The organism is Leptolyngbya cf. ectocarpi LEGE 11479 (assembly GCF_015207065.1).
Lineage (GTDB): Bacteria > Cyanobacteriota > Cyanobacteriia > Phormidesmidales > Phormidesmidaceae > Leptothoe > Leptothoe ectocarpi.
The window spans coordinates 1-3,578 of record NZ_JADEXP010000488.1 but is presented as its reverse complement, the minus strand read 5'-3'; the positions used below and the strand labels follow the sequence as shown (position 1 = coordinate 3,578).

Annotated in this window: 2 protein-coding genes; both read right to left on the bottom strand. The window is 50.3% G+C overall.

Annotation, left to right across the window (positions count from 1 at the left end; translation table 11 throughout):
- Nucleotides 1-286 precede the first annotated feature (286 nt).
- The gene (locus tag IQ260_RS28825; protein WP_193996507.1) at nucleotides 287-2,707 is read right to left on the bottom strand and encodes a ligase-associated DNA damage response DEXH box helicase; all 2,421 of its coding nucleotides are present in this window, start codon (nucleotides 2,705-2,707) and stop codon (nucleotides 287-289) included.
- 34 nt (nucleotides 2,708-2,741) lie between these two features.
- Nucleotides 2,742-3,332 (bottom strand): hypothetical protein, encoded by a 591-nt coding sequence (locus tag IQ260_RS28820; protein WP_228016527.1) that lies wholly within the window; start codon nucleotides 3,330-3,332, stop codon nucleotides 2,742-2,744.
- Nucleotides 3,333-3,578: the final 246 nt, after the last annotated feature.

Below are 3,578 nucleotides of genomic sequence, written 5' to 3'. Positions count from 1 at the left end.
GTCCGTTCGAGCAACTCAATGGCTTCCGATATCATGACGATTGGATGCGTAACTTGTTAATTGCCTCGTCTCTCAACGGGAGGAGACCGTTACCTCAATCTCCTCACACAAACTGAGGTGGAATCAGAGATATTCTTAGAGAAAAACATTCTCTTCAGAAGAAATACAGACAGTTGGGGCAACTCATCAAGTATCGTTATTCTCTTCTCAGTAAATATCGGTTGGCCCGCAGCAGCGGCAGGCTATCGCTTTATCTATAGTTCAAGTTGATGACGCCTGCAATTTATTACTTGAGGAGCTGTTGTTTTAACCGTTCAATGCGAGCCATTAAGCTTTCGTTAGACAAGCGGGCACTGAGCCGTTCTACCAGTAGTGGAAATGCTAGAGGCGATGGCCGTTTGGTTGTTTGCCAAACAACGTTAAACTGTTGCAATCGTTCTAGGGTAGACCTAAGACGTTTAATCTCAAGCTGCTGGTCTAATACTTCTTGCTCTGCCTGTAGCAGCAATAGGTTATCAGCCTCATATTTAGAAAACACTTCATAGATTAAAGAGGCGCTTACCTGCAGCTGGCTGCCGGTTTTACGGGATGACGGATAGCCTTGAAACACAAGGTTAGAGACCTGGGCAATGCTGCGAAATCGTCTCTGGGTCAGCTCTGAAATATTCAGACTGGCACGAATATCATCCATGATGTGATCTAGCTCAAAAAAATGAGAGCGATGCGCTTGAAATAGAGTTTCAAAGGGATAATTCTTGGGCGCTAAAATCTCAAATCCATAATCATTGACTGAAACTGTAAAGGTGGATTTTTGGTGCTGGGCAAAGCGATAGGTCCATAGAAAGCCCAGTCCCTCATGGACAAATCGTCCCTCAAAAGGAAACACATAGAGATGCTGCCCTTCGCGACTTTTCCAAGTTTCAATTAAAAGTTCCTGATTTTCTGGCAGATGGGAGATGCGATCTTGAGCAGCCAAAATGGGCATAATGCACTCTATTTCCGGGCTGAGATTTTCGCCTGTTTTGATCTGGGTAATTTGCTGCCGCAGATGGTGACTCAAACAGTCAGAAATACCTAGATTGCCACCGGTCCACACGGGTACGGTCGTAGACTTTTTGCGGGTGTTTTTAACATAGAGCACCATGTCTTTCATTTGGAAAAACTCCAGCTGACGACCGGAGAAGAAAAACACATCGCCTTTTTTTAACCGCGAGACAAATCCTTCATCAACGGTGCCAAGCTTGCGGCGGTTGGTGTATACCACCTGTACCTGTTGGTTGCCGGTGATGGTGCCAATGCTGAGGCGATGCATGCGAGAGATTTGCGCTGTCGAGACTTTGTAGTAACCATCGTCTAGTACTAACTTTTGATAGCGGGGATAGGCTTTGAGACAGCGTCCGCCCTTTTCCAGAAAGTTTAGCATCCACTCAAATGCGTCATCGCTCATGTCCCGAAATGCCATCGTCTGACGGATAGAAGCTAGCGTGGCTTCCGGTTCAAACCCATCGCCGCAGGCCAGGGTAACCAGATGCTGGGTGAGGACATCGTAGGGCAGCCGTAGGGCATGACGCGATTCGATATCACCGGCAGCTAACCCCTGGCGAAATGCAGCTATTTCCAGCAGTTCGAGGGCATTGGTGGGTAGAAAAAACACCTCTGACGTGCCACCAGGCTGGTGGGCAGAGCGTCCGGCCCGCTGCAGCAACCGGGCCAGATTTTTGGCACTGCCAATCTGTACAATGCGCTCCACCGGATGGAAATCTACACCTAAGTCTAGGGATGATGTGCAGATTACCCACTTGAGGTCACCGCTTTTGATACCGGCTTCGATGGCCTGGCGTTCGGCCATAGCAATGGAGCCGTGGTGCAGCGCCATGGGACAGTCGGTTTGGGCAAAACTCAGAGCCTGGAACCAACGTTCGGCTTGCGATCGCGTGTTGGTAAAAATCAGTGTTGACTTCTCAGGATCGAGACTATCCACCAGTTCCTGAAATAAGTGCAGCCCCAGATGGCCCGCCCAGGGAAAGCTATCCACCGACTGGGGCAAAATGCTCTGAATCTGGGTGTCACGCTTAATATCAGACTGGATAATGACAGGTTGAGTCCCCAACCCTACGGCTGTTTGAGCCGCTGCTTCTAAATTGCCCAGGGTGGCCGAAATCGCCCAGGTTTTAAGGTGGGGCTGCAGCACCCTGAGCTGAGCTAGACAAAGCTCAGTCTGGGTCCCCCGTTTGGAACTCATCAGCTCATGCCATTCATCCAGAATTACCGCCCGCAGGTTGCCAAAGCGCTGCTGTGAGCCTTTGTAGGACAGCAGCACCGAGAGGGATTCCGGTGTCGTAATTAAAATGTCGGGCAGTTTCTTTTTTTGACGGGTTCGCTGAGACGCCTTGGTATCGCCTGTGCGCGACTCCACCTGGAGCGGCCAGGCCATGTCTGCAATCGGTGTTTGGATCGATTTCTCAATGTCGCGGGACAAGGCCCGCAGCGGCGTAATGTAGAGCAGCTGAAGTCCGCGTCCAGGGTGGGCCAGCATATCAGCGATGGGACCCATAACAGCCGCATAGGTTTTGCCTGAGCCCGTCGGCACCTGAATCAGACCGCTATGACCGTCTAGGTAGGCATCCCAGGTTTGTTGTTGAAAGGGTAGGGGCTGCCATTGCTGACGCTTGAACCAGCTAAGAATGGGGGATAGGGTGTGGGCCATTGAGATTTAACCAAGGCGATGATCCGGGCTTACCCTACAGCTCTATGGTAATTTCAGAAATAGGTTCACTGCAGTAGATCGACAGCTTGCAGGCAACTTCGACAGCTTCGCGGGGGGTGTGGCCCAAATGGAGGGCCGCTTTAGCAAAGTCTTCGCCCGCGCCAACGGCTTCAAATTCAGGCACTTCGTAAATGTCTAGGCCACCGTAGGTGCGAAACAGTTTTTTATCGTAGGCAATCAGATAGTCATTTTCTGGGGAATGGCCCGTGTCGCGCTTGTTGATCCATTCACGGAATTCTACAAAAAAATCAATCACTGATAACCGACTGCCATCCACGGGCCGATGATTACGACTAAACAACTCCATCATGGTGCCTTCATAGCCGGTACCCGTACTACCAATCACCATTTCATTTTGCTGAAATAGCTTATTGTAAATGACTTCCTTATCGGTGGCTTTGAGATAGCCTGCCACCAAAATGGAATCAGATGCAAAGGTGATCGCACCTTTGGTTTTACGAGCGGCAATAACGGTCATAGGGTAGCCAAACGGTACGAACGATACTTTACCAGCTAGCCTGGAACCATTGGTCACTGCAATTGTCACAATAACTGTCACACTCACCCACGGTAAGCCCCATGCCCCCGCTTAAAATCCTGAAGGCGTAGCCCCAGTATTCATCTCAGCAATCATCTCAGCAATTATCAATGACGCCGGAGTCCCTGAATCAGTTTTTTCCAAAAGCCCAGCAGCAGCAGTATGTGCAACATCTGCTGGGGCGGGTGGGTCTGACTCGACGGCGGGCGGACTGTTTTGTCAGACTGTGGGCTTATTTGCAGCTCAAGCAAGCTGAAACGCCCCAGACTGTAC